The organism is Pseudarthrobacter quantipunctorum, assembly GCF_045291495.1.
GTDB classification, from domain to species: Bacteria; Actinomycetota; Actinomycetes; order Actinomycetales; family Micrococcaceae; genus Arthrobacter; species Arthrobacter quantipunctorum.
Map to the genome: position 1 here is coordinate 2,153,036 of NZ_CP148033.1, position 24,247 is coordinate 2,177,282.

19 protein-coding genes and 1 pseudogene are annotated in these 24,247 nt (G+C 64.2%); 19 read left to right on the forward strand and 1 reads right to left on the reverse strand.

The features are described from left to right. Positions 1 to 87 precede the first annotated feature (87 nt). From WHH00_RS09950 to WHH00_RS10025, 16 genes are all read left to right on the forward strand, one after another. Positions 88 to 2,070 carry an amino acid transporter gene (locus tag WHH00_RS09950; protein WP_406632390.1) on the forward strand — a complete coding sequence of 661 codons (1,983 nt, stop codon included), beginning with the start codon at positions 88 to 90 and terminating at the stop codon, positions 2,068 to 2,070. Next, positions 2,067 to 3,524 (forward strand): TrkH family potassium uptake protein, encoded by a 1,458-nt coding sequence (locus tag WHH00_RS09955; RefSeq protein ID WP_406632392.1) that lies wholly within the window; start codon positions 2,067 to 2,069, stop codon positions 3,522 to 3,524. Before WHH00_RS09950 ends, WHH00_RS09955 begins: the two co-directional genes overlap by 4 nt. Positions 3,525 to 3,605: 81 nt before the next feature. Then, positions 3,606 to 4,649, forward strand: a complete 1,044-nt coding sequence (locus tag WHH00_RS09960; protein ID WP_406632394.1) for a LacI family DNA-binding transcriptional regulator — start codon at positions 3,606 to 3,608, stop codon at positions 4,647 to 4,649. A 200-nt stretch (positions 4,650 to 4,849) separates the two neighbouring features. Next, positions 4,850 to 6,310, forward strand: coding sequence for an extracellular solute-binding protein (locus tag WHH00_RS09965; RefSeq protein WP_406632396.1), 1,461 nt, complete (start codon positions 4,850 to 4,852; stop codon positions 6,308 to 6,310). Then, a complete protein-coding gene (locus WHH00_RS09970; protein WP_406632398.1) occupies positions 6,307 to 7,236 on the forward strand; it encodes a carbohydrate ABC transporter permease in 930 nt (309 codons plus the stop codon). The genes WHH00_RS09965 and WHH00_RS09970 overlap by 4 nt, the downstream gene beginning before the upstream one ends. An 8-nt stretch (positions 7,237 to 7,244) precedes the next feature. After that, complete coding sequence (locus WHH00_RS09975; protein WP_406632400.1) at positions 7,245 to 8,156, forward strand: carbohydrate ABC transporter permease; 912 nt, start codon at positions 7,245 to 7,247, stop codon at positions 8,154 to 8,156. A 23-nt stretch (positions 8,157 to 8,179) separates the two neighbouring features. Beyond that, on the forward strand, positions 8,180 to 9,697 hold the full coding sequence (locus WHH00_RS09980; protein ID WP_406632402.1) for a glycoside hydrolase family 32 protein: 1,518 nt from the start codon (positions 8,180 to 8,182) through the stop codon (positions 9,695 to 9,697). Positions 9,698 to 9,725: 28 nt separating this feature from the next. Next, the gene (locus tag WHH00_RS09985) at positions 9,726 to 10,682 is read left to right on the forward strand and encodes a carbohydrate kinase family protein (protein ID WP_406632404.1); all 957 of its coding nucleotides are present in this window, start codon (positions 9,726 to 9,728) and stop codon (positions 10,680 to 10,682) included. A gap of 166 nt (positions 10,683 to 10,848) precedes the next feature. Beyond that, complete coding sequence (locus WHH00_RS09990; RefSeq protein WP_406632406.1) at positions 10,849 to 11,919, forward strand: LacI family DNA-binding transcriptional regulator; 1,071 nt, start codon at positions 10,849 to 10,851, stop codon at positions 11,917 to 11,919. Positions 11,920 to 11,997: 78 nt separating this feature from the next. Then, entirely contained in the window at positions 11,998 to 13,674 is a 1,677-nt protein-coding gene (locus tag WHH00_RS09995; protein ID WP_406632408.1) for an ABC transporter substrate-binding protein, read from the forward strand. Positions 13,675 to 13,761: 87 nt separating this feature from the next. Continuing rightward, positions 13,762 to 14,739, forward strand: a complete 978-nt coding sequence (locus WHH00_RS10000) for an ABC transporter permease (RefSeq protein WP_231457188.1) — start codon at positions 13,762 to 13,764, stop codon at positions 14,737 to 14,739. Between the two features lie 11 nt (positions 14,740 to 14,750). Then, positions 14,751 to 15,689 carry an ABC transporter permease gene (locus WHH00_RS10005; protein WP_406632410.1) on the forward strand — a complete coding sequence of 313 codons (939 nt, stop codon included), beginning with the start codon at positions 14,751 to 14,753 and terminating at the stop codon, positions 15,687 to 15,689. Beyond that, entirely contained in the window at positions 15,686 to 16,648 is a 963-nt protein-coding gene (locus WHH00_RS10010) for an ABC transporter ATP-binding protein (protein WP_066275474.1), read from the forward strand. Before WHH00_RS10005 ends, WHH00_RS10010 begins: the two co-directional genes overlap by 4 nt. Beyond that, the gene (locus WHH00_RS10015) at positions 16,645 to 17,739 is read left to right on the forward strand and encodes an ATP-binding cassette domain-containing protein (RefSeq protein ID WP_406632413.1); all 1,095 of its coding nucleotides are present in this window, start codon (positions 16,645 to 16,647) and stop codon (positions 17,737 to 17,739) included. Before WHH00_RS10010 ends, WHH00_RS10015 begins: the two co-directional genes overlap by 4 nt. Further along, the gene (locus WHH00_RS10020; protein WP_406632415.1) at positions 17,736 to 19,292 is read left to right on the forward strand and encodes a glycoside hydrolase family 32 protein; all 1,557 of its coding nucleotides are present in this window, start codon (positions 17,736 to 17,738) and stop codon (positions 19,290 to 19,292) included. Before WHH00_RS10015 ends, WHH00_RS10020 begins: the two co-directional genes overlap by 4 nt. 235 nt (positions 19,293 to 19,527) lie before the next feature. Next, positions 19,528 to 20,952 (forward strand): glycoside hydrolase family 32 protein, encoded by a 1,425-nt coding sequence (locus WHH00_RS10025; RefSeq protein ID WP_406632417.1) that lies wholly within the window; start codon positions 19,528 to 19,530, stop codon positions 20,950 to 20,952. Positions 20,953 to 21,189: 237 nt separating this feature from the next. Here the strand turns inward: WHH00_RS10025 and WHH00_RS10030 are convergent, their stop codons facing one another. Next, positions 21,190 to 21,783 (reverse strand): lytic transglycosylase domain-containing protein, encoded by a 594-nt coding sequence (locus WHH00_RS10030; protein ID WP_406632419.1) that lies wholly within the window; start codon positions 21,781 to 21,783, stop codon positions 21,190 to 21,192. Between the two features lie 1,458 nt (positions 21,784 to 23,241). Here WHH00_RS10030 and WHH00_RS10035 point away from each other — a divergent pair. The 3 genes and pseudogenes from WHH00_RS10035 to WHH00_RS10045 form a co-directional block, all read left to right on the forward strand. Continuing rightward, positions 23,242 to 23,445, forward strand: a complete 204-nt coding sequence (locus tag WHH00_RS10035; protein WP_406632421.1) for a hypothetical protein — start codon at positions 23,242 to 23,244, stop codon at positions 23,443 to 23,445. Positions 23,446 to 23,678: 233 nt separating this feature from the next. Next, positions 23,679 to 23,849: a hypothetical protein gene (locus WHH00_RS10040; protein WP_406632423.1), complete on the forward strand. Its 171-nt coding sequence runs from the start codon at positions 23,679 to 23,681 to the stop codon at positions 23,847 to 23,849. A 41-nt stretch (positions 23,850 to 23,890) separates the two neighbouring features. Continuing rightward, positions 23,891 to 23,986, forward strand: a pseudogene (locus WHH00_RS10045) (transcriptional regulator); the annotation flags it as partial. Positions 23,987 to 24,247: the final 261 nt, after the last annotated feature.

The window sequence follows — 24,247 nt, forward strand, 5'->3', positions numbered from 1 at the left end:
TGCTACGCTCCGGTGGTTATCAGCACAGCGCCGCGCCTGGAAACGGGACCCGTGTGCCTGTGTCCGGCAGTAAAGAAAGACACGTCCTTGACGGCTCCCGCCCAGTCCTCCCTTCCCGCCACCGTTCCAAACCCCGAACGCAAGATTGAGCCCGGCAACGGGTTGGTCCGGTGGCTGATGGAACACCGGGTCCACCAGCCCGTCGGCCCGGAGGCAGCCGAAGCCCATGCACCCCAGCAGAGCTGGTGGAAAGTCATGTGCCTCACCGGGGTGGACTACTTTTCGACGCTGTCCTATCTTCCCGGCATCGCCGCCCTTGCAGCCGGCGCCCTGTCCCCGCTTGCAACCCTGCTGATCGTGGCCCTGACACTGCTCGGGATGCTGCCGATGTACAGGCGGGTGGCCAAGGAAAGCCCCCACGGGCAGGGATCTGTTGCAATGCTTGAACGGCTCCTGCCGTTCTGGCGCGGGAAGGTTTTCGTGCTCATCCTGCTCGGTTTCGTGGCAACTTCCTGGATCATCACGATTACGCTGTCGGCCGCCGATGCGAGCGTGCACCTGCTCGAAAACCCCTACCTGCCGCCCTTCCTTGAAGGCCAGGCCGTGGCAATCACCGTGGTCCTGCTCCTGATCCTGGGCGGGGTGTTCCTGCTGGGCTTTTCGGAAGCCGTCGCCGTCGCAATTCCGCTCGTGGCGGTCTTCCTGCTGATGAACGCCGTCATCATCGTGGCCGGAATGATCGAGATCTTCACTACCCCTGGCGCTTTGACCGGCTGGACCGCTGCCCTGACCTCCTCCGGCGGCGGTTTGGGCGGGGCGATCGGGCCCGCCCTGCTGGCTTTCCCCCTGCTGGTGCTGGGGCTGTCAGGCTTCGAGACCGGTGTCAGCATGATGCCCCTGGTGGCTTCCAAAGGCGACACGGCCGCGGAAAAACTCGCCGGCCGGATCAAGAACACCCGCAAGCTCCTGACTGCAGCGGCCCTGATCATGAGCGTCTACCTGCTCGGCAGCAGCTTCGTCACCACCGTGCTTATTCCGGCGGAACAGTTCCAATCCGGGGGCGAGGCCAACGGCCGTGCACTTGCATACCTGGCCCACGAGAACCTCGGCAACGGCTTCGGCTCCGCCTACGACATCAGCAGCATCCTCATCCTCTGGTTCGCAGGCGCGTCCGCCATGGCGGGCCTGATCAACATCGTTCCGCGCTACCTGCCCTCCTACGGCATGGCCCCGGACTGGTCCCGCGCCGTCCGGCCCGTGGTGCTGGTCTACACAGCCATCAGCATCCTGATCACCATCGGATTCAACGCGGACGTCAACGCCCAGGCGGGGGCGTACGCCACCGGAATCCTTGCCATGATGGTCTCCGGCGCCGTTGCCGTCACCATCTCCGCCATCCGCAGGAAGCAGCGCGCGGCGTCCATCGGTTTCACTCTGCTCACGCTGGTGATGCTCTACGCCCTCGCCGCGAACGTGGTCGAGAAACCGGACGGCATCACCATCTCCGTGTTCTTCATCCTCGGCATCGTCGCAGTCTCCCTTGTCTCCCGGGTCAGCCGCACCACCGAACTGCGCGTGGACAGCATTGAGTTCGACGAGACCGCGCGGCGCTTCATTGCCGACACGCTGGAGTTCGACGGCCGGATCAATGTCATCGCGCACCGCCCACAGGACCGCGACAGCGCGGAATACAGAGATAAGGAAACCGAACAGCGGGAAAACAACCCCGTGCCTGGCACTGCGGACGTCATCTTCCTGGAAATCGATATCACCGACCCCTCCGAGTTCAGCGACACCCTGGACGTTCGGGGCGTGGAAGTGGACGGCCACAGGGTATTGCGGGCCCACAGCCCCGCCGCACCGAACGCCATCGCAGCGATCCTCCTTGCCCTGCGGGATGGCACGGGCGTGCGGCCGCACGCCTACTTCGAGTGGTCGGAGGGAAACCCACTGGCCCACCTGATGCGCTACCTCCTCCTGGGCCGCGGTGACACTGCCCCCGTTGTCCGGGAAATCATCCGCGAAAACGAACCTGACCCGGACCGGCGCCCGGGCATCCACGTGGGATGAGTCTCCGCAGGAGCGGCCCGCCGCCGCAAACCGGAACCCCGGGGCCGGACCCTGCCAGTGTCGCCGCTGTCCAAAAAATGCTGCGGGAAGCCAGGAATGGCAAGCCCGGAAAGGAAAGCTTCGTCCGCAGGCTGATGACCCACCCGGTCAGGGCAGTCCCGGTCGCGTTCCTGCTGGTCATCATGATCGGTACCGCACTGCTGATGCTCCCGGCGGCAAGGACCGACGGCGGGTCTGAAGGGTTCCTGCCCGCCGCGTTCACCGCGGTCTCGGCCGTCTGCGTCACAGGCCTAATCACTGTAGATACGGCAACGTTCTGGACCCCTTTGGGGCAGGGCATCATCCTCGGCCTTATCCAAGTAGGCGGATTCGGGATCATGACCCTGGCAACGCTCCTGGCGCTGCTGGTCCGGAAGAGCATCGGGTTGCGCGGCCAGCTCGTCGCCCAGTCAGAGACGCACACACTCAACCTTGGCGACGTCCGGGCGGTGCTGCTGCGGGTAGCAAAAATCATGCTCTCGTTCGAAGCCGCAGCAGCCCTAATCCTGACCACCCGGTTTTGGATCGCCTATGACCAAAACCCCGCCACCGCCCTCTGGCACGGAATCTTCCACGCCATTTCCGCATTCAATAATGCCGGCTTTTCCGTCTATAGCGACAACCTCATCGGTTTCGCCGAAGATCCCTGGATCATCACCCCCATCTGCCTGGCCATCATCGCCGGCGGGCTGGGCTTCCCGGTGATCATCCAACTCACGCGCGGTGAGTTGGCCCCCAAATACTGGAGCATCCACCTGCGCCTGACAATCTACGGAACGCTCCTGCTGCTTGCGGCCGGGACAGCACTGTTCGCGGCTTTCGAATGGAATCGGAACGAAACCCTGGGCCAGCTCTCCCCCACCGGCAAGATTCTCGGTTCATTTGCCGGCAGTGTTTTTCCCCGCACCGCCGGCTTCAACAGCATCGACTACGGTGTTGCCGCGCCGGAAACGCTCATGGTAACCAACATCCTGATGTTCATCGGCGGCGGCAGCGCCGGCACCGCCGGCGGCATCAAAATCACCACGTTCCTGGTCCTGGGTTTCGCCATCTGGAACGAAGTCCGCGGCCGCGACCAGGTCACCATTGCCCACCGATCCATTAGCTCATCCTCCCAGCGCCAGGCACTGTCTGTGGCGCTCCTGGGCATCGCTGCGGTCATAGCCGGAACCATGCTCCTGCTGATGTTCACCGATTACGGCCTTGAAAAAGTCCTTTTTGAATCCATCTCCGCCTTCGCCACGGTAGGTCTGAGCACCGGCATCACGTACCACCTCCCCCCGGCGGCCCAGTGGGTCCTTATGGCGCTGATGTTCACTGGACGCATCGGGACCGTGGCAGTCGCGTCGGCCCTTGCGCTTTCGGCCCACCCCCGCCTGTACCGCCTCCCGGAAGAGCGGCCCATCATTGGCTGATCGCTGCTGACTGATCCTGGTGGGCACCTCTAAACCTCACACGAGTTAGGTATGCTAGGCCGAAAAGCAAGGGGGCCCGGTATGGTCAAACGTAAAGCGACGGCATTGGACGTTGCACGGCGGGCGGGAGTGTCCCGCAGCGCGGTATCACTGGTGCTCAACGGCAGGGCGACCGGCAACGTCACCGCAGAGCGCCAGGAGCGCGTGCTCCGCGCCGCGGCAGAACTGGACTACACGCCCAATTCGGTTGCCGTCAGCCTGCGCAACCAGCAAACGTCAACGATCGGCATCATTACGGATGACATCGTCACCAGCCCCTTCGCGGGGCGGCTGATCAGCGGCGCGTCCCGCACGGCCCTGGCCCGCGGGTACATGGTCCTGGTAGTCGACACAGAACATGACAGGGCCCGCGAGAGCGCCGCGGCCCAGCAGCTCGTCCACCGGCAGGTGGACGGGATCATGTATGCCACCGGCAGCCTGCGCGAAATTAACGCCCCGCCGGCGATGCTGACCTTGCCGGCCATTCTGGCCAATTGCACGGATGGGGCAGCCGGGCTCCAGTCGGTCATACCGGCAGAGGTAGAAGGCGGGCGCGCCGCGGCACAGCTTCTGATTGACCTGGGCCACCGCCGCATCACGTTGCTGACCGGAACCCTCAGCTCCCCTGCCGCCCCACAGCGCGAACAGGGTTACCGCGAGGCGATGGAAGCAGCAGGGCTGGGCCGTGAACAACAGCACGTCCACGCGACCGGGTGGGACATCGATGAGGGCTACCGGGCCGCTTCCTCCGTGCTGGGCGGCAGCAACCGGCCGACGGCGATCGTCTGCTCGAACGACAGGGTGGCCACCGGAGTACTGCTGTACGCGGCCGCCGCAGGACTGCGCGTACCGCAGGATCTGTCCGTGGTCGGCTACGACGACCAGCAGAATCTGGCCGCGAACCTTGTTCCCGCGCTGACCACGGTGGCGCTTCCCCACGCCGAAATTGGAGCGGCGGCCATGTCCATGCTGCTGGATGCGGTGGAAGGAAAAACTACGGCGACGGAGGACACGGAAGAGGGAACGCTCCGCGTGCCCTGCCGGGTCATCCCACGGGCTTCAACCGCTGCCGTCCCCGCGGGCTAAAGCAAACGGACGCCTTCACCACCGCCAAGTGAACCCGGCAGGAACGGCCAGTACCAGCCCTAACCTCTGTGCCTTGCGCCGAGAAGGGCCTGCCTTCCTGAGCCTTCCGGATGGCACCCCACAACCAAGCACGCTAAATCACTTGACACGTGTTAGGCCCCGAACCTACTCTACTTAACACGTGTTAGGAGGAGCCGACAATGACGTCTGAAAAGACAACGGGGCAACCCAACCCCCCGTTTACGCCGCGGTCCGTCAGCGGGATTTCACAATTCACGCGGCGTTCCATGCTGGGCCTGACGGGTCTCGCGGTGGCGGGAGCCACCCTGGGAGCCTGGCCACGACTTACCGGAACCGACATTCCGGGCCGTGGCAGCAAGGCCCTGAACATCGCCATCCTTGGAACTGCAGCGGACGCCGCGGCGCGCCAGGGCCTCGTTCAGGCCTTTACCGCCGCCCATCCGGATATCCCGGTGCAGGTGCAGGCCATCCAGGGCGCGGACTGGAAGGATTTCTTTTCCAAAATCCTCACCATGGTGGCGGCCGGCACGCCGCCGGACGTCGTCTACGTGGCCACCGAGGGCGCCCAGCTGTTCGCCGACAAGCTCGCCGAGCCGCTGGATGACTATGTCCGCCGGGACGCTGCCGATATGCGCGACTACTTCGATGACGTTCATCCGAGCTTGCTGGAAGCCTTCATGTACCAGGGAAGCCTTTACCAGCTTCCGCTGGACTGGAACGCGGCGAACATGTACTTGAATACCACCACCTTCGCCCAGGCCGGCCTTGACCGGCCGAAGGACGACTGGACGCAGGATGACTTCAGCGCCACCCTCCGCGCCCTGCGGAAAGCACGGCCGGCGGACTTCACCCCGTACTACTGGACCAACCGGCTATTTGGCGGAGTAGTGCCGTGGCTGTACGCCAACGACACCAGCTTCCTCACGGAGAGCAAGGCTTCCGGCGGGGACTGGCTGTGGGACCGCTTTTATCCCAAGGACCCTGCCCGGTCCACCCGCGGCGGAGGGTATCAGTGGCTGGCCCCCAACGCCGAGGACGCGCGGGTTGTGGAGACCTTTGACTACCTGCGCGAACTTGTTGCCGAAGGACTGGGCGTGCGGCCTGAATCCGGGGGCGGCAACGCCCTGGTGGGCCTGTTCGCGAACAACCGCATCGGCACCACGCCGGCGGGGGGCTACTGGGCGCAGGGCCTGCATGAGGCCGGCATGACGGCCGACCAGTTCGACGTGCAGTTCTTCCCCCGCTGGCGGACGCAGCGGCACCAGTTCGGTGCTGCCGGCTATGCGATCATGCGCACGGCGAAGGACAAGGACGCAGCCTGGGAATGGGTGAAGTTCTGCTCCAGCCGCGAAGCGATGCAGTTGGCCATTCCCAAGCCGAACACCACTCCCACCCGCCGTTCGATGGTGAACGAGTCCTTTTATGCGGCCACCGGGCCCCGGCACTGGAAGGTCTTCTACGACACCCTGGACAGGTTCCCCACCTCAGGTCCGATCCCCGCGCCGCCGCAGCAGGCCGCCGTGGAAACTGCCCTGATGAAAAACGTTTCCGCCGCCGTCAGCGGCAGCTCCGCCGGCGTACGGTCAGCGATGGGCACCCTGCAGCGTGATCTCGAACTGGCCCTCAGGAGGAACGCATGACCACCACTTCCGCCGCCCCGCGCCACACCGTGAAGCCACCGGCAGCGCGCCGCTCGTTCGTCGAGCGATGGCTGGCAATGATCTTCCTGGCCCCCACACTGCTCGGGATGGCCCTGTTCACTTTCCTGCCGATCATCGGCTCGCTGGTCCTGGCCTTCTTCCGCTGGGACATCATCTCAGCACCCCAGTTCGTCGGTTTCGCCAACTTCGCCTCCCTGGCACAGGACCCCACCGTCCGCGTGTCCTTCCTGAACACCATCGTGTTCGTCGTCGTCGCAGTAACCCTTCAACTCGGCATCGCACTGTGCCTGGCTTCCATGCTCCAGGCCAGGATGCCGTCCTGGCTCAGGGTGTTCCTCCGTTCCACCTTCTTCTTTCCCCTGGTGCTCTCCGCCGCGTCGGTGTCCATCTTCATGCGGTACATGTTCAACGAACAGTTCGGCGTGGTGAACTGGCTCCTGTCGCTCATCGGCATTCCCGCAGTCCCGTGGCTGACCAGTCCCGTGGCCTCCGCCGCCGTCGTTGTCCTGGTGTACGTCTGGCAGAACTTCGGGTTCTCCTTCCTCCTGTTCCTCGGCGCCCTGAGCAACATTCCGAAAGAACTGCACGAGGCAGCGAACCTGGACGGTGCCACGGGCTGGAAGCAGTTCAGCAACGTCACCCTTCCGCTGATCAGCCCCACTGTGCTGGTCGCTTCCGTCATGGCGATCATCAGTGCCCTGCAGGTCTTCGACCAGCCGTACGTCCTGACCAACGGCGGTCCCGGGGATTCCACCCGCACCGCCGTCATGGTGATCTTTGAATCCGCCTTCCAGCAACTGGAATTCGGCGAAGCCTCGGCCATCGGCCTGGTCCTGACCGTGCTGATCCTTGCCGTCACCGCCCTGCAATTCCGCCTCAGCCGCCGCTTCGTCTTCTACCAGTGAGGTCCCTTATGTCCAGCCAGACCCTCCACACCGGGACCGACGAGCATTCGGGTTCCAGCACCGGCACACCGGCCACCCGCAACACCTACCGCAACCGCCGCCTGCCCGCGGCAGGAACCGTCGGCAGGTACGCCGCGCTGGCGGTGGCGGCGGCGCTGACCCTCGGCCCTGTCCTGTGGACCCTGTCCACTTCGCTGCGGACGCCGTCGGAATCCTTCAACCTGCCGCCGTCCTTCCTCCCCATCAACCCTGACTTCACCGCCTACCAGGAGGTGTTCAAGCAGATCAACGTCGGCCTCCTGGTGCTGAACAGCGCCCTGGTGACCGGGCTGATCGCGCTTGGCCAGATGGCTTCCGCCACGCTGGCCGGCTACGCCTTCGCCCGCCTGGACTTCCGCGGCAGGAAGGCCATCTTCTCGTTGGTGCTGGCCACCATGATGGTTCCAGTGCAGGTCACCATCGTCCCGGTGTTCATGCTCATCCGCGGGATGGGCCTGTCCGATACCCTGCTGGCCCTGATCCTGCCGGCCATTCCCACCGCCTTCGGCACCTTCCTGATGCGCCAGTACTTCCTGGGCCTGCCGAATGACTTTGCGGAAGCGGCCGCCCTGGACGGTGCCGGACCGTGGCGGATCTTCCGTTCCGTCTACGCACCCCTGGCGGTCCCGGGGATGGCCATCGTTGGGATCCTCGCCTTCAACTTCCACTGGAACGAGTTCTTCCGGCCGCTGATCCTCACAATCAGCGAACAGAACTTCACTCTCCCCCTCGGCCTGGTCACGCTCCAAGGCAACCTCGGCACCGGAAGCATATCGGTGGTCCTCGCCGGGGTGATCCTGTCCATGCTGCCCGCACTGGTCGTCTTTATCTTCGGCCAACGAACCCTCCGCGAAGGCCTTACGGCCGGCGCGAGCAAATAACACGTACTTTCAAAAGGAACCCCATGGATACACTCACCCCGACCAGCACGGCAGCCACGACAGACAGCTACCGCCCGGCCCTGCACTTCACGGCCAAGGACACCTGGCTCAATGACCCTAACGGCCTTATTTTTCATGACGGCGTCTACCACCTCTACTACCAGAACAATCCGGTGGGAAACGTTTGGGGAAACATGTCCTGGGGCCACGCCACCTCTACCGACCTGCTGACCTGGACCGAGCATCCCGTCGCCATCGCCTGCGACGAGAACGAGGACATCTTCTCCGGCAGCATCGTCCATGACCGTCACAACACCAGCGGCTTCGGCGACGGATCCACCGCGCCCCTGGTGGCGGTCTACACCAGCGCGTTCAAACCGGGCTCCTTGCATGAGGGCGTCCAGGCCCAGTCACTGGCCTACAGCCTGGACGGGGGCTACAGCTGGACAAAACACGGAGGCAACCCTGTGCTTAACCGCGGGTCCGCCGAGTTCCGGGACCCCAAAGTCATCTGGTACGACGGCGGCGCGGACAGTTACTGGGTGATGGTCGCCGTCGAAGCCACAGACTTCCAGGTGGTGCTCTACAAGTCCCGCGACCTGAAGGCCTGGGAACCGCTGAGCACCTTCGGGCCCGCAAACGCCACCGGCGGGGTCTGGGAATGCCCCGATCTGTTCCCCCTGCCCGTGGACGGCGACCCGGAAAACGTCAAGTGGGTCCTCACCGTCAACCTCAATCCCGGCGGGCCGAACAACGGCTCCGCCGGCCAATACTTCATCGGTGACTTCGACGGAACCACCTTCACCTCCGCCAGCACCGTGACCGAAGGCCTCCAGGACCCGGACCGGCTGGGCGACTACCAATGGCTGGACTGGGGCCGGGACTACTACGCCGCCGTCTCCTTCAGCGACGCGCCGGAGAACCGCCGCCTCATGATCGCCTGGATGAACAACTGGGAGTACGCCAACCAGATCCCCACCACGCCCTGGCGCAGCCCCATGAGCCTCGCCCGGGAAATTTCACTCCAGGCCCGCGACGGAGAACTGTGCCTGGTCCAGCAGCCCGCGGGCGACTGGACTGCCTTGGCCGGCACGGAGTCGTTGCACCTTTCCGGAACCACCATCGACGACGGCGTGCAGGTTCTGGCCGGCGCGGCCGGCACCGTCCAGCGCATTGACGTCAGCTTCACGCCCGGAGGCGCAGAGGAATTCGGCCTCATCCTGCGTGGGGACGGCACGAAGGGAACCCGCGTTGGCATCCGCCCGGGCGAAGGCACACTGCTCGTGGACCGGCGCGAATCCGGCAGGACAGACTTCCACGATTCCTTTCCCTCCATCGATAGCGCCCCCATCCAGGCAACCTCGGGTTCCTATGACCTCACCATCTTCGTGGACCGCTGTTCCGCTGAAGTCTTTGCCCAGGACGGCCAGGTCACCATGACTGAACTGATCTTCCCGGCGGAGACCAGCACCAGCCTCGCCGTCTACGCCGTAGGCGGCACGGCGACCATGAACAGCCTCCAGGTCGCTCAGCTCGGCTAGGGCAGCACCAATTCAAGGAACAACAGACATGCACAACAACGGGAAACCGAACCCTCCCGGGCAGGCTTTGGACGTCGTCGTTATCGGGGAGGCCCTGATCGACGTCGTGACAACGCCCGAGGGAACCCATGAACATCCCGGCGGGTCACCGGCCAACGTCGCCTACGGCCTGGCCCGCCTGGGAGTCAGCACCGGACTGCTCACGTCCATGGGCAACGACCACCGTGGTGACGCACTTGAGGAGCACCTCACGGGCGCCGGCGTGACGCTCCTGCCCGGCTCCCGGTCACTGGAGAGAACGTCGACGGCGACCGCCACCCTCGCCCGCGATGGCTCGGCGAGCTACGCCTTCGACATCGCCTGGGATGTGGCACCGCCGGATCCTGCCCTTACTCCGCCCAGAATCGTCCACACCGGTTCGATCGCGAGTTTCCTGCCACCGGGCGCCGCCGGCGTCAAAGCCATGCTCCAGGAACTCCGCAGCGAGTGCATCGTCACCTACGACCCCAACATCAGGCCGGCCCTGCTCGGAACCCATACCGAAGCACGTCGCACTTTCGAGGAACTGGTTCAGCTCACCAGCGTGGTCAAACTCAGCGATGAGGACGCCGAATGGCTCTACCCGAGGAAGACTCTCGAGGAAACCGCAACCCACATCCTGGGTCTGGGAGCGGAGCTGGCAGTCATCACCAGGGGCTCATCAGGCTCATTGCTCGCCACATCCAGCACCACCCTCAGCATTCCTGCGGTGAAGACCTCCGTGGTTGACACCATCGGCGCCGGTGACTCCTATATGGCGGCCCTGATCCTGGGACTCCTCACGCGCGGAACCGGCGGCCTGGCCCCTTCCGTCCTAGACCAGCTGGGGCGCACGGCGGCAGCCGCGGCCGCGATCACCGTATCCCGGGCCGGCGCCCGGCCCCCCACCGAAGACGAACTCCGCACACAGCTTCAGCTTCAGTCCCGGCTGCATTCGCACGCCTAGCACGTACCCTCGGTGCGGGGTGCGTTGATCGCCCGTTGTGCGGCGACTCCCCCGCCCGGAAATGTAACCCTTGACACACGACTAGTAACGCGCGTAACCTCTCTATATGCGCGAAGTAACGCGCGTTACTTAACTGGCAGCAGTACCGATTACACCGGAGCATTCAATGGCGAAAACCACCACCTCGAACCATGCCGGGGCCGCGCGGCAGCGGGGTGTCACCATGAATGATGTTGCCAAGCACGCGGGGGTTTCCCGGACTGCGGTTTCGTTCGTGCTGAGCAACCGCGAAAATGCCAGCATCTCCGAAGAGACCCGCACCCGGATCAACGAAGCTGTCCAGGCCTTGGGCTACCGCCCGAATGCCGGAGCACGTGCACTGGCATCCCAGCGCAGTGACTGGTACGGGATTGTCACCGAGATCGTCACGGCACCGTTCGCCGTCGACATCATCAAAGGTGCACAAGACCAAGCCTGGCTCGACCGCAAGTTCCTGCTCATCGCGCCCTCCGACCAGGCCGATGCCGTAGGACCCAACCAGGGCCTGGAGGACGCAGCAACCGAAAAGCTGCTGGAGCAGCGCGTGGAAGGACTTCTGTACGCAGCCACGTTCCACCGTGGCGTGCACGTGCCCGAAACCGCCAAGGAAGTACCCACCGTACTGATCAACTGCTTCGACGCCGACGGGAAGCTGCCCTCGATCGTCCCGGACGAACGCGCTGGCGGCCGCACCGCCGTCGAACGTTTGCTCCGGGCCGGCCACCGCAGGATCGGCGTCATCAACCTGGACCCGGCCATTCCGGCAGCAATCGGGCGCTTGGAGGGTGCACGCGAAGCACTCGCCGACGCCGGACTTGAGCTGGACCCGGAGCTCGTGGTGCCCGGATATGCGACGGCCGACGGCGGGTATGAGGCCGCGTGCCGCATCCTGGACCGCTACCCGCAGGAGGACAGGCCAACCGCCCTGTTCTGCCTCAACGACCGCATGGCGATGGGCGCTTACGACGCCATCAAGGAACGGGGCCTGACCATCCCCGGAGACATCGCCGTGATTGGCTTCGACAACCAGGAACTGATTGCGGCCTACCTCAGGCCCAAGCTGACCACGGTTGCGTTGCCGTTTGAAAAAATGGGCGCCCTGGGAGTCCAGACGCTCGCAGCTCTGACAGCAGGACAGCCGATTATTGCCGACCAGCAATTAATCGGCTGTCCGCTGCTAGAACGCTCTTCGGTCTGACCGCGAAATCACTTTCGAAGAGCAACCCCTCCCCCACCCCTTCACCTTGCTGATGAAGATAGGAAAGAGATAACCATCATGACACAACCCCGATTCCTGAGGGCTGCCCGCACCACGGCGGCCGGGCTGGCGGTAGGCGCACTGCTGCTGACCGGCTGTGCGGCCAACGGCAACAAGGCTGCCGGCACCGACGCCGCAGCCAACGCCAGCGCCTTCCTCACCATTCCGCGTGAGGACATGGGCACGTTCGTGCAGAACTTCAACCCGTTCGCCCCCACCGTCAACCCGATGGTCCAGCAATCCATCTACGAGTCGCTGCTGATCTTCAACCCGGCCAAGGGTGACACCGTGCCGTGGCTGGCCACTGAATGGAAGGCCGCCGACGACGGTAAGTCCATCACCTTCACCCTGCGCGACGGCGTTAAGTGGTCCGACGGCCAGCCCTTCGTGGCCGAGGACGTCGCCTACACCTTCGAGCTCCAGAAGAAGATCAAGGGTGGCTTCGAGTACCTGGACACCGTGAGCGCCGAAGGCACCAACAAAGTGACCTTCACCTTCAACAAGCCGTGGTCGCCGGCCCTGTACGACGTCGGGCACCTCACCATCCTGCCCAAGCACATCTGGTCCGCCCTCGCCGATCCGGAGAAGGAGGCCAATGCCAAGCCCGTCGGCACAGGCCCTTACACCGAGGTTGACAGTTTCCAGGCCCAGTCGTTCGTGCTGAAGAAGAACCCCAACTACTGGCAGCCGGAAAAGCAAAAGATCGCCGGTATCAAGATGCTTGCCTTCGCAGGAAACGACGGCGCCAACCTCGCCGCCGCGAACGGCGATGTGGACTGGGCCCCGCAGTACATCCCGAACATCGAAAAGACGTTCGTTTCCAAGGACAAGGAACACCGCCACTACTGGTTCCCGGCCACCGGCGCCATGATCAACTGGCAGCTCAACACCACCAAGGCGCCCTTCAACGATGTTGACGTCCGCAAGGCCCTGAGCATGGCCGTCGACCGGGAGCAGGTCACCACGATCGGCATGAGCGGCTACGCCGAGCCTGCGGACTGCACCGGGCTTTCCGGCAACTACGAGACCTGGAAGAACAACGAGGTCAAGGAGAACTGCACCTGGACCAAGCTGGACGTCCAGAAGGCCAATGAGCTGCTGGACAAGGCTGGCTACCCGAAGGGTGCCGACGGCAAGCGCACGCTCAAGGACGGCAAGCCGTTCGAATTCAAGATCTCCGTGGGAGCGTCCTCTTCCGACTGGCTGTCCGTGGCCAACGTGATCGCGCAGAACCTGGCAGAAGTCGGCGTCACGGCAAAGGTGGAGTCCCCGGACTGGGCTGCCGTGGTTGCCGGCTACGAAACGGGCGACTTCGACTCCGGCATCGTCTGGAGCGCCAACGACCCCAGCCCGTACAAGTACTTCAACTCCTCCATGGGCACGTCGACCGTCAAGCCCGTGGGCACCAAGACATTCGACAACTACCACCGCTTCGGCGACGCCCAGGCTGACGCCCTGCTGGCCGAGTTCGCGGCGGAGTCGGACGAGTCCAAGCAGAAGGACATCGCCAACAAGCTGCAGGAAGAATACGACGACGCAGCACCGCTGGTGCCGCTGTTCTCCGGTCCGGAGTGGGGCGCCTTCAACGACACCCGCTTCACCGGCTGGCCCACCGAGGACAACCCCTACGCAACCCTTTCGGTCCGCTCACCTTCTACGGTGCTCGTCCTGACCACGCTGGAACCGCGCAAGTAACGCAGCGCGCCACCCACACCTGCTGGCCGCCGGATCATCCGGCGGCCAGCCCCCAAACTTTCCGTAATTCCCGAATGGAGGGAAACCGTGCGCTTCATCCTGCGCCGCCTGGGTTTCTACCTGATCGCCTTCTGGGCATCCATCACCCTGAATTTCCTGCTCCCCCGCTTCATGCCCGGGGACCCCGTCTCCCGCATGTTCGCCCGCTCCCAGGACAGAATGCAGCCCGAACAGATCGAGGCCCTGCGCAAGCTGCTGGGTGTTGATGACCGGCCCCTCTGGGAGCAGTACATCGGATACATGACCAACATCTTTACCGGACAGATGGGCGTCTCCATCTCCCGGTTCCCCACCCCGGTCACCGAGGTCATCTCGTCCCAGATCGGCTGGACCCTCCTGCTCGGCGGAACCGCACTGGTGATTGCCGCCGTCGTGGGTAACCTGCTGGGCGTCCTCGCCGCCTGGCGGCGCGGCGGCGCGATCGACTCCGCGCTTCCACCGCTGCTCGTATTCATCGGCTCCTTCCCGTACTTCTGGCTCGCAATGGGCGCCCTGTACCTTTTCGGCGTAGTACTGAACTGGTTCCCCATCCGCCACGCCTTCACCGCCGGCCTGGAGCCCGGGTTCACGTGGGAGTACATCGGCGACGTCGGAGCCCACCTGGTGCTTCCGGCACTGACCATCGTGCTGGTCTCCATCGGCGGCTGGATGCTGGGCATGCGCAACACCATGATCGCCACCAACTCCGAGGACTACATCACCATGGCCGAAGCCAAGGGACTCCGCCCGGGCCGCATCATGCTCCGCTACGCAGCCCGCAACGCCATGCTCCCGTCGGTCACGAGCTTCGGCATGGGACTGGGTTTCGTGGTGGGCGGTGCGCTGCTCACCGAGGTGGTGTTCGCCTACCCCGGCGTCGGCTACCAGCTCCTCAACGCCGTCCAGGGCCTCGACTACCCGCTCATGCAGGGCCTGTTCCTGACCATCACCGCCGCCGTGCTGCTGGCCAACTTCCTGGTGGACATCCTCTACGTCCGCCTCGACCCGCGCGTGCGCAGTAACTAGAGGGAGCGATCATGACAACCGCAATCCTGAAGCAACCCGGCACAACGGCCGCCAAAACCCCGGCGGCCCGCAAGCCCAACCGCAGTTTCGTCCACGGCATCCTCACCAACAAAAAAGCCCTGACAGGCATGGCCGTGATGCTCGTCTTCATCGCACTGGCCCTGCTGGCACCGGTACTCTTCCCCGGCGACCCGTCGCGGATCACCGCCATGGCCTCCATGGAACCATCAGCCGAGCACTGGCTGGGAACTACAGCCAAGGGGCAGGATGTGCTCGCCCTGACAGTCCACGGCTCCCGGAGTTCCCTCTTCGTGGGGCTCACCGTGGGCTTCGCGTCCACCTTCATCGGCATCCTGGTGGGACTTGCCTCGGCGTACTTCGGTAAGTTCATCGACGAAGCGCTGTCCCTGGCAACCAACGTCTTCCTGCTCCTTCCCGGCCTGCCGCTGCTGGTCATCCTGGCCGCATTCCTCCCTCCGGGACTGGGCACAGTGATTCTTGTCCTGGTGGTCACCGGCTGGGCAGGCTCAGCACGCGTCCTGCGCTCGCAGGCCCTGTCCATCCGCTCGAAGGACTTTGTGGCCGCGGCCGTGGTGTCCGGTGAACGGGCCGGCCGGATCATGTTCCGCGAAATCCTGCCCAACATGGCCTCGATCGTGATGGGCACCCTGCTGGCCTGCGTCATCTACGGCATCGGTGCCCAAGCGGGCCTGGAGTTCCTGGGCCTGGGCGACGCCAGCACGGTCTCGTGGGGCAACAACCTCTTCTGGGCAGGCAACGAAGGCGCCCTGCTGACCGGCAGTTGGTGGGTGTTCATTCCCTCGGGCGTCTGCATCGCACTGGTCGCCTTCGCCCTGGCCCTCATCAACTACGCCGTGGACGAGGTCACCAACCCGCGCCTGCGGAAGATCAAAACCCCGAAAGATACCGAAAGGAGGGCCTCCAAATGACCATCTCCCAAGTGTCCTTCGGCTCCCACGAACCCGTCCTGGACGTCAAGGACCTCACCGTCAAGTACATCGGCGACACCCGCTCCACCACCGCCGTGGACCGCGTTTCCTTCAGCATCGGCACCGGTGAGGTGTTCGGCCTCGCAGGGGAATCAGGCTGCGGAAAATCGACCATCGCCAACTCGATCATGCGGCTGCTCAAGGATCCCGCGAAGATCGCAGGCGGCAGCATTTCCTTTGGCGGCAAGGACGTCCTGGCCATGAGCCCGGAGGAGCTGCGGCGCTTCCGCTGGCAGGACGTGGCCATGGTCTTCCAGTCAGCCATGAACTCGCTCAACCCGGTGCTCACCATCGGCGAACAGATCGTGGACATCTTCACCACCCACGCCGGCTACTCCCGCAAGGAATCCCTCCGGCGCGCCGGTGAACTGCTGGAACTGGTGAGGATAGACCCCGCACGCCTCAAGTCCTACCCGCACCAGCTCTCCGGCGGCATGCGTCAGCGTGCAGTGATAGCGATGGCCGTGGCGCTCAAGCCGTCACTGTTGATCCTGGACGAACCCACCACCGCGCTGGACGTGGTGGTGCAGCAGGAGATCATGGCCCAGATCAAGGACCTCCAGCGCGAGCTCGGCTTCTCTGTCCTCTTTATCACCCACGACATGTCGCTCATGGTGGAACTCTCGCACCGCATGGCCGTGATGTACGGCGGCAGGATCGTGGAGACGGCAAAAGCGCAGGACGTGTACACCAACCCCCGCCACCCCTACACCCAGGCGCTAATGGGCGCGTTCCCGCCGCTCACCGGCCCGCGGGTTCCGCTGACGGGACTGCCCGACGGCGTGAAGTTCCGGAACATCCCGGACCTCACCGAGGCGGCACCGGGCCACTTCGTGGCTCCGCTTGGTGCCGACGCTCCAGTAATTGATTCCGCAGACCTGGCAGGAGCCGCACGATGAGCCACTCCCTGGCATCCCCGATGGCTGCGTCCGCCACACGCACTCCCGCCCTTGAAATCCGTGGCCTCGGCAAGTCGTTCCCCATTGGAGGGCTGTTCTCCCGCGACTCAGTCCGCGCCCTGCACGGCGTGGACCTGACCATCAACCGCGGCGAAATCGTCGCGCTTGTGGGAGAGTCCGGTTCCGGCAAAAGCACCCTGGCCCGCTGCGTTGCCCGGCTCGAGAAGCCGACCCGCGGCGCGATCCTGATCGACGGCGTCGACATCCTCAAGCGCGACCGGTTCCAGGCGTCGCGTGCGTTCCGGTCCCAGCTGCAGATGGTCTTCCAGGACCCCTTCGGTTCACTGAACCCGGCCCACAGGATCGAGCACTTCCTGCGCCGTTCGCTGGCGATCCACGGCAAGGGCGGCGGTTCCGCGGAGGAGACCGTGCGGCGGCTCGAAGAGCTCATGACCACTGTTGGCCTGCAGGCTGACATGCTGAACTCGTATCCGCACGAGCTCTCCGGCGGTCAGCGCCAGCGCGTTGCAATTGCGCGGGCCCTCGCTGTGGAACCCCAAGTCATCCTGGCGGACGAGCCTACCTCCATGCTTGATGTCTCCGTCCGGATCGGTGTGCTGAACCTGATGCGCAAGCTCCGTGACGAGCAGGGCATCTCCATGCTCTACATCACCCACGACCTCGCGTCCGCCCGCTATTTGGCGGACCGGACGGCGGTCATGTTCGCCGGTGAACTCGTTGAGGAAGGGGAGTCCCTGGACCTGCTGTCCAATCCCGCACACCCCTACACGCAGCTCCTGGTCTCGGCTGTCCCGGACCCCGCACGGGCAGGCTCGTATGATCCCGTCCGCCGGGCCGAACTGCGGCAGGCGGTCATGGCTTCGACCACGTGCGCCTTCGACGGCGACCCGAACCAGGCCTGCTCGGACGAAGAACCCGTGCGCCACCAGGTTGGAGACCCGGAAAACCGCCACTGGGTGCGCTGCCACCTCTACCGGCCGTGGGCCGGCGCCGCCGGCCATGCCCTGGCGGGCGAACCAACCCAGCCCAACCTCCCGGCGTCGAACGCTCAAGAAGGGGCTTCCGCATGACTGACCTGACCCACCCGCTCGCCACCGTTCCACAGGATGAGCTGGTTGCCCGGGCCGAAGCCGACCCCCTCCGGCCACGCTTCCATTTCGTGTCACCGGCCGGCTGGCTCAACGATCCCAACGGCGTCAGCCAATGGAACGGCACCTACCACCTCTTCTACCAGTACAACCCGGAGGGCGCGTTCCACCACCGCATCCAGTGGGGCCACGCCACCAGCACGGACCTGGTCACGTGGACGGACCAGCCCGTCGCCCTGGAACCGTCCGCAGGACCGGACGCCGAGGGCTGCTGGTCCGGGGTCCTGGTGAACGACGGCGGCACGCCCACCCTGGTGTATTCGGGGCGGTCCGAGGGCAAGGAGCTGCCCTGCGTCGCCGTGGGATCCCCGGACCTCCTGAACTGGACCAAGGACCCCGCAAATCCCGTGATCGCGGCGCCGCCGGCTGGAGTAGACATCACGGCGTACCGCGACCACTGCGTCTGGCGTGAAGGAACGAAGTGGCGGCAGCTCGTGGGTTCGGGCATCCGCCAGCGCGGCGGAACGGCGTTCCTGTACGAGTCAGCGGACCTGCGGCGATGGGACTACATCGGGCCGTTGTTCATCGGTGACGCCTCGCAGGGCGACCCTGCGGACACTGACTGGACGGGAACCATGTGGGAATGCGTGGACCTTTTCCGGGCAGGGCAGGGTTCGCTGGGGTCCGCACCCTCTGACGGCTCGCCGGATGTGCTGGTTTTCTCAGCATGGAACGACGGCGACACCCGCCACCCGCTGTACTGGACCGGCCGGTACGCCGGGGACAGCTTCGAACCCGCGGCCCTGCACCGGCTCGACTACGGCGGCCGCTTCTTCTACGCTCCGCAGTCGTTCCAGGATGAATCCGGCCGGCGCGTCATGTTCGGCTGGATGCAGGAAGGCCGAAGCGATGCCGCGATGGTGGAGGCCGGCTGGTCAGGGGTGATGAGCCTGCCGCGAACCGTCACGGCGGCCGAGGACGGGACCCTCCGCTTCGCACCCGTACCGGAAATCAAGAAGCTGCGCCGTGGCCACGTGAGTTTGTCCGGACAGGTGCCGGGCGGTTTGCTGGAGCCCCTGGACACCGGTGTGTCCGGCAGGCAACTCGACCTCGAACTGGAGCTCCAACTGGCACCGGGCGCACTGCTGCGGCTCGGTGTGCTGGGTTCCACTGGCGGGGGCACGTCCGGCAGTCCCGCAGAGGAAACGGTCATCGAGGTGCGAAGGGCGGCTGACGGCGCCGGCAGTGGCACGCTCCGCCTGGACCGCACACGAAGCAGTCTTGATCCAGCCGTTGATGCGGAAGACAAGTCCGGACCCATCCCCATGCCCGACGGGCGGGTGCACCTGCGCGTCATCCTGGACCGGTCCGCCGTCGAAATTTTTGCCAACGGGATAGCGCTCACTGCCCGCGTCTACCCCACCCTGGGCGGGGACCACGTGAGCCTTGCCGCCGAAGGCACGGCAGAGCTACTCTCCCTCGACGCTTGGACCATGGCCGGCATTTTTGACGGTGCCCGGAGCCTCTTTCCCTAAAGCGGGGCAGAACAACACACCAACTCTTACAGCAGCATCGAGGCTGCCCATAAAGAAGGAACCCATGCAAAATTCACCCACGGTCTCTCGACGGTCACTCCTTGCCGGAAGCGGGGCGGCTGCGCTCAGCGGATCTCTCGCACTGTCAGCGGCGATCGCCGAATCAGCCGCAGCCGCACCGGCCAGGACACCAGATCCGGCATCGAACGGCTCAATGTCAAAAGGATCACGCCGGATGCGCCCCGCCTATCACTTCAGTGTCCCGGACAACTGGAAGAACGACCCCCAGCGCCCCATCTACATGGACGGGGAATACCACTACTACTACCTGTACAACGCCGACTACCTGCAGGGCGGCGGAGGCACGTCATGGCGCCGCGCGACCACTACGGACCACGTCGAATTCACTGACCACGGAGTCGCGATCCCGAAGTTCAGCGACGGCAACGGGGACTGCTGGTCAGGGTCCCTTGTGGTGGACGAGCTGAACACCGCCGGATATGGCGAGGGTGCGGTGATCGCCCTGGTGACGCAGGCGCCCGAAGGCCGCCAGGCGCAGTACCTCTGGTACTCGACCGACCGGGGGCGCTCGTTCAAGGCCGCCGGGACTGCCCCGGTGCTGCCTAACCCGGGAGTGCATGATTTCCGCGATCCCAAAGTCATCTGGGACGCTGACCGCGGACGCTGGTTCATGGCGAACGCCGAGGGGCAGAAGCTCGGCTTCTACACGTCGGCCGACCTGCGCTCCTGGCAGCGCGTCGGCGAGTTCGTCCGTACCGATCTGGGGCTGCTGGAATGCCCTGACATCTTCCGCATGACCGCCGACGACGGCACCTCCCACTGGATCCTCGGCACGAGTGCCAACGGCAAAGGCCGTGGCCTGCCCGCAACCTATGCCTACTGGACCGGCACCTTCGACGGAACATCGTTCACGCCTGACCAGCCGGAGCCCGAATGGCTCGACTACGGCTATGACTTCTACGGGGCAGTCACGTATCCCCACCACGACGCTTCCGGGGTGGAGGACGAGACTCTGCGCCGGGCCATCGGGTGGGCGAACTTCTGGGACTACCCCCACAACACGCCGACCCTTGAGACGGACGCGTACAACGGCGATGACATGATCGTGCGCGACATCCGCCTCAAGAAGGTGGACGGCGGGTACTGCCTGGTCTCCACGCCCACGTCAGCGCTGGAAAACCATGTGAAGCGCACCCACCTCCTGGGCGACTTAGTTGTCAAGGGAACCCGTGACCTGGACGTCCGCGCGTCCGCTTACGACCTCACGTGCGAGCTTGTCTGGGACCCCGCTTCCCCACCTGCCAACGTTGGCCTTGAAGTGTGCCGCGCAGAGGGCGGGGGCAGGCACGTTGCCGCCGGTGCATTCCTGCGAGGCCCCTTCGCCTACCTCAACAGGCGTCCAACGATCAACCCGACCGGCGGCGAAACCCAAACTCCGATAGACCCCTCGGCAGGACGGCTCAGCATCCGCATCCTCGTGGACCTCACAAGCGTGGAGATGTTCCTCGGGGACGGACGGGTGGTGCATTCGCACCGGGTGTTCCCCCTTAAAGGCGACAACGCAATCCGACTTTATGCCCACGAGGGAGCCGCCACTTTCCGGGACCTGACCATCCGCGAAATTAAACCGATTCGGTAGTTCCAAAGCCTGGCTGCTGCGGCAAGCCATTCTGCAGGCCCGGTGACGGTCTTGCAGAATGGCCCGCCGCAGCACTCTTATTAATTCGGCAACGGCTTGGATCAGGCGCTCAGGCGGGGACGCCCCGGCAGCAGCAGGACCAGGCGGGCAAGGCCCCCTCTGCAGTTAGTGCTGCCGCCGCGAAGCGATCCGACGTTCCGCGTTACGCAACGGAACTGGGCTATTCAGGAGTAGGGCTCATCCTGCCGCGCCTGTGTTCGCGGCGTAGGCCGTGGCCTGGTCCCGCACCTGCCTGATATAGGCATCGGACTGGTTGTAGGCGTAGATCGCGTCGGTCCAGCCGTCCGCGGTTGTCAGGTCGCGGCCGCCGGCACACAGGTAAGTCGCCGCACCAAGGGCGGCATCGTCGATATTGAACGGGTCCGCCGTTCCATCCCCGTTCCCGTCCCGCCCGACGAGCTTCCACGTGGAAGGAATGAACTGCATCGGCCCCACAGCACGGTCCCAGCGGGCGTCCCCGTCCAGGACACCTGCGTCCGTGTCGGCGATGGCGGCGAACCCGGCACCGTTGAGAACCGGGCCCGTCACCGGGCGGCTCACCTGTCCCGATGCCGTGAGGGTGCCGCCGCCGTACGTTCCGTGTGCTGTTTCAACGAATCCCACGGCCGCCAGAGTGTTCCAACCGATTCCGCACGCCGGAGCAGCAGCATTCACGGTTACCGCCGCGGCAACATATGCCCGCAGGGCACGGCCAGGAATTCCAGTCTCCTTTGCAGCCCGGAGCACCCACTCGGCATCCGGGTTTCTGGTGACGTTCACTGCGGTGGTCATACCGGAAGACGTCGTTTCGAGCTCGGCCTCCGCTCGCGGCGGTGGAGAAAAAGCTCGACGAGCGTCCGCGGCAGGCTGCCCAAGCGCCCAGGACAAGGAAGCGGTGGTGACAGCAACTGTAAACAGGATAAGAACAACGAGGCGTCTGAGACGAAGCACCGACTAATCAAACCATCCAAAGCGCCCACCGTTGACAACGGTCTCAGCCGGGACTTCGTTCACTCCTGCGCCAAACCGACTCCGCCCCAGAAAGGTCACGCATCGAATGACCCGACGAGGGGGTCGCTGTCCCGACCGTTGTTCGCTTCCATTTAAGTCACTGCACCTGAAGGGGTGGGCTGTGCCTGAGACGGAGCACTGTCCTGAAGGAATTGCGTGATCTTCTTAGCCATGGCCGTTGACTGCGTCCATTGCAGGTTATGCAGACCCTGGAGTTCGACGATTGACGCTCCTGAGAGTACCTTTTTCATATTTCCCCCAATAATTTGCGTACCCGGCTCTGAAGGCCGGGTCTACTTGCGCGCTATATGCGCATTGATTTGCGAAGCTACAGCGCTAGGTTGGTCAGCGGACACAATCCACCGTCGTGTAGAGGATTCCAGACCGACAGCGGGACCGCCGACTAGGACGCCCCGAGTCCTATCGCCTAGGGCTCGAACACCATATCCCTCGGTCATGGTCGTTTCAGAAGCCGGCTTGGCTGCTATGACATCGGAGACACTAATCGTCTTGGCATAGAAGGGCTTGCAGCGGATAACTACGTTCTCCGAGCCAACATCAATGGAGACAGTCATACTCAGGATCAACCAAGTGAGTGCTGCGATTCCAAGAACAATGGCCATTCCTGGCACCAGAATATTCCCAGCCACTGCCGAAACTAGGACAACAATGCAGGACGCTACAACAATTCCCCAAATGATCCGTTTCGGCTTGGATGCAAGCCGTGCCTCGGATACCACCATGTCTCCCCCCGACTACGTAGATATGAAACGTTAGCGGTATCTATCGAAGTTACAAACCGCCGTTTGCATGGGGAATCTCCAAGGATTTAGCAGGACTATCAAGATATCTACTGCGCCCCTCCTCTTAACCGGGATCATAAGCGCCTCGTAGAACGTAGCGTCCCTGACAACGATCAGCTCAGTCCACTAAGTGGATGTTGTCGACGTCATTTGTTACCCGGGATAGGACGTCGCCGCGCTGGCGAGAGCAGCTTGCGGTCCAGCGCGCCCAGCAGAATAAACGCATCCGGGCGGGAGAGGGTCTCGATTCAACATATCGACTAGTGCCGACGGCAGTTTCCGGGTGGGCATGCGGCCCAAAGACGTAGGCATTTCCACTGGCGCCCCCGTCCACCTCTTTGTGTCGGCACCTACAGTAAACCAGCGGTGGGCGTTCCATGACCGGAATCTTCCGCCCCAAGCCGGTGCTCAAATTGACGGCTATAGGAGCATCGTCGTGGCAACGCTCTACATCCCCGTCACGGTGTTCAACGCGGCAGGGGCGTCCTGGGACTGGGCTCTCTACTACGGCTTCCACATCACACTCGAGGTGCTGCTCCTGGACTTCATCCTGCGCTCCGCCTGGATCTGGCCCCGGACCGCATTGTCAGCGAACATGCCGACCAGAGGTCAGGCCGACCGCGCCCAGCAGCAAGCGTGAACCCACGAGCAGTCCCTGTCCTGTTCGGAGCCGTCTGTCTCAGTGCTTCGGTTTGGGTATCTGGCTTGCGCACATAATCCTAAGCATGCTTATGATGGTTCCAGTCGGATGGGGATGCGACTGTGAGGGGAATCGAGAAGGGTGCGCTCAGCGAACGGGGCGCACCTTTTTCGTGCTCTGATGCTGCGGTGTTGCGACCAGGATTTCCGGCCCCTCGGTCCTAGACTTTCGGAATGCACCCCTTAGTGGCGATCGGCCTGGTGTTCCTCACCGCGATTGCCTGGACGGTCACCATCCTGACCATGCTGATTGTTCTGGTCAAAGACCGGCGCCGGCCGCCCACAGAAGTCAGACACGCACTCCAGGGTGCGGAGATCCAAAGCTCCGAAGAAAGGGCCGCTTAGTTGAGACCGGGCGCCACCGGCACCGCCCTTGAGTGGAGCAGATGGACTTCGCTGTACTGCGCGACACCCTCGACGTCTCAGACGCGACCCTCTCAAAGCATCTTAAGACCCTGACTGAGGCTGGATACGTCAGCCTGACCAAAGCCGCATCTGTCTCTCGCAGCGACGCCCCCTGCCTTTGGCCCAGTCAAGCCTGGTGGAGAGGAAAAGTTTCTGGTCAGCCCGGAGAGGACGCGCCCATAATGGTTCATGAGCCTGGGAACGGCGATCACGGACGACCGACCCGCGGAGTGCGGCGGCTTCCGGGCGCTTATCAAGACCGGGTGCTATCTGCACATCGAAGTCGCAGCAAACAGAAGAACCCGCACGTTGTGCCCGGCCGCCGTCGTCATGACCTC

What these genes read in the sequence shown, in the direction of transcription:
- WHH00_RS09955 (WP_406632392.1), top strand. Translation starts at nt 2,067, where the DNA reads ATGAGTCTCCGCAGGAGCGGCCCGCCGCCGCAAACCGGAACCCCGGGG.
- WHH00_RS09960 (WP_406632394.1), top strand. Translation starts at nt 3,606, where the DNA reads ATGGTCAAACGTAAAGCGACGGCATTGGACGTTGCACGGCGGGCGGGA.
- WHH00_RS09965 (WP_406632396.1), top strand. Translation starts at nt 4,850, where the DNA reads ATGACGTCTGAAAAGACAACGGGGCAACCCAACCCCCCGTTTACGCCG.
- WHH00_RS09970 (WP_406632398.1), top strand. Translation starts at nt 6,307, where the DNA reads ATGACCACCACTTCCGCCGCCCCGCGCCACACCGTGAAGCCACCGGCA.
- WHH00_RS09975 (WP_406632400.1), top strand. Translation starts at nt 7,245, where the DNA reads ATGTCCAGCCAGACCCTCCACACCGGGACCGACGAGCATTCGGGTTCC.
- WHH00_RS09980 (WP_406632402.1), top strand. Translation starts at nt 8,180, where the DNA reads ATGGATACACTCACCCCGACCAGCACGGCAGCCACGACAGACAGCTAC.
- WHH00_RS09985 (WP_406632404.1), top strand. Translation starts at nt 9,726, where the DNA reads ATGCACAACAACGGGAAACCGAACCCTCCCGGGCAGGCTTTGGACGTC.
- WHH00_RS09990 (WP_406632406.1), top strand. Translation starts at nt 10,849, where the DNA reads ATGGCGAAAACCACCACCTCGAACCATGCCGGGGCCGCGCGGCAGCGG.
- WHH00_RS09995 (WP_406632408.1), top strand. Translation starts at nt 11,998, where the DNA reads ATGACACAACCCCGATTCCTGAGGGCTGCCCGCACCACGGCGGCCGGG.
- WHH00_RS10005 (WP_406632410.1), top strand. Translation starts at nt 14,751, where the DNA reads ATGACAACCGCAATCCTGAAGCAACCCGGCACAACGGCCGCCAAAACC.
- WHH00_RS10010 (WP_066275474.1), top strand. Translation starts at nt 15,686, where the DNA reads ATGACCATCTCCCAAGTGTCCTTCGGCTCCCACGAACCCGTCCTGGAC.
- WHH00_RS10015 (WP_406632413.1), top strand. Translation starts at nt 16,645, where the DNA reads ATGAGCCACTCCCTGGCATCCCCGATGGCTGCGTCCGCCACACGCACT.
- WHH00_RS10020 (WP_406632415.1), top strand. Translation starts at nt 17,736, where the DNA reads ATGACTGACCTGACCCACCCGCTCGCCACCGTTCCACAGGATGAGCTG.
- WHH00_RS10025 (WP_406632417.1), top strand. Translation starts at nt 19,528, where the DNA reads ATGCGCCCCGCCTATCACTTCAGTGTCCCGGACAACTGGAAGAACGAC.
- WHH00_RS10030 (WP_406632419.1), bottom strand. Translation starts at nt 21,783, where the DNA reads ATGACCACCGCAGTGAACGTCACCAGAAACCCGGATGCCGAGTGGGTG.
- WHH00_RS10040 (WP_406632423.1), top strand. Translation starts at nt 23,679, where the DNA reads ATGCACCCCTTAGTGGCGATCGGCCTGGTGTTCCTCACCGCGATTGCC.